The sequence below is a fragment of the Pseudomonas sp. JV245A genome, assembly GCF_032424515.1.
Classification (GTDB): domain Bacteria; phylum Pseudomonadota; class Gammaproteobacteria; order Pseudomonadales; family Pseudomonadaceae; genus Aquipseudomonas; species Aquipseudomonas protegens.
In genome coordinates, this window is sequence record NZ_VYKE01000363.1 from 1 (window position 1) to 1,533 (window position 1,533).

At 66.7% G+C, this 1,533-nt stretch carries 2 protein-coding genes; both read left to right on the plus strand.

Going from position 1 to position 1,533, the window contains the following annotated elements; genetic code table 11:
- Positions 1–552: isochorismate synthase (locus F6S12_RS31645; protein ID WP_315869846.1), on the plus strand; the 552-nt coding region annotated here is incomplete at its 5' end.
- Between the two features lie 356 nt (positions 553–908).
- On the plus strand, positions 909–1,379 hold the full coding sequence (locus F6S12_RS31650; protein ID WP_011061767.1) for an Imm30 family immunity protein: 471 nt from the start codon (positions 909–911) through the stop codon (positions 1,377–1,379).
- Positions 1,380–1,533 lie beyond the last annotated feature (154 nt).

Genomic DNA, 1,533 nt, shown 5'->3' on the forward strand with positions numbered 1-1,533 from the left:
CATGAGCAGCAGGACGCGGAACTGGGCCAGGCCCTGATGGACAGCGCCAAGGACCGCCATGAACACGCCCTGGTGGTGCAGACCCTGCGCGAAGCCCTGCAGCCCTACTGCGCGATGCTGGAGATTCCCCCGCAGCCGCAATTGCACCGCCTGGCCCACGTCCAGCACCTGCTGACCCCGGTGCTGGGGCGGTTGCGGCCCCAGGTCGATCTGCTGCAAGTGGTGGATGCCCTGCACCCGACCCCGGCGGTGGGCGGCCTGCCTCGGGGCAAGGCCCTGGGCTATATCCGCGAGCATGAGCAACTGGACCGCGGCTGGTACGCCGCCCCGGTGGGCTGGCTGAACGCCGAGGGCGATGGCGAGTTTGCCGTGGCCCTGCGCTCGGCCTTGATTCGCGGCAACCAGGCGCACCTGTTTGCCGGCTGCGGCATCGTCGGCGAGTCGGACCCCGAGAGTGAATACCAGGAGACCTGCCTGAAGTTGCGCACCATCGGCGAAGCCCTGCGCCCGCAACCGGCCGCCACCTACGAAAAGCTCGGCCTCTCCCTGTAGGAGCCGGCTTGCCGGCGAACCGCGCAGCGGCCAGTTGGCGCGGTTCGTGGCGAAGGAATGCGACGCTCTTGCGGGCCTCTTCACTGGCAAGCCAGCTCCTACGGATGAGCGGGTGTGCACCCGTAGGAGCCGGCTTGCCGGCGAGCCGCACAGCGGCCAGTTGGCACGGTTCATGGCGAAGGAATGCACCAGGGCGTTGATGGCCTGACCGGAGCCCTTGCCCGCCAGGCTCAGGCGCGGCGGTACGTAGTCGTCCTTCAGGCCATGGACCACCCGCAGCGGCATGCCGATTTCGCGGATGGTGTCGATGGCGTATCGTTGCGCCTCCCTCCCTTCGAGCTCCCTGGCGAGTACCCATGAAATTCGACGCGTTGACCGACATCCTGCTAAAGCTCGAAAACGCCTTCAACGACCCTGGCGAGAACCTTGTGCGGCGCATCGACGCCTGCATCGCCGAGGTGGCCCAGTTGGCCGACCCGGCCAGCATTGGCCCGCTGTTGTCGTTGCTCGACGATGAGGCCGAATATGACGAGGTGATGTTTTCGCTGATTCACGCCGCCGAGCATTTCGATGATGCTGTGTATGTGCCGGCGTTGCTGGCGGCGCTGCCCGGCTTGCAGGAACACAGCCCGAGGTGGGCGCAGACGCTTTTCATGCGGGTGCTCAACAGCGAGCCCGCGCGCCTGGAGATGGTCCGTGCCTTGCGCGAAGCGGCGCCTGCGGTCAAGGCGGCGGCCCTGGAGTTGGCCGATTCGATCAATCAGCAGTCTCCGGCATTCCTGGCCAAGACCGTGGTGGTCATGGTGGCGGCTCAGCCGGCTGCGTAAGGGACGTCTAGGGACAGGTTTTTTGCAGGTGCCGCGGGCCCATTCGCTGGCAAGCCAGCTCCTATACAAGCCAGCTTCAGCTGGTGGGGGCGGCGGTGGGGGGCGGGCCGGCGAATTTTTGGCTGGGTTTGGCACGCAGCAGGGCGTTGATGGC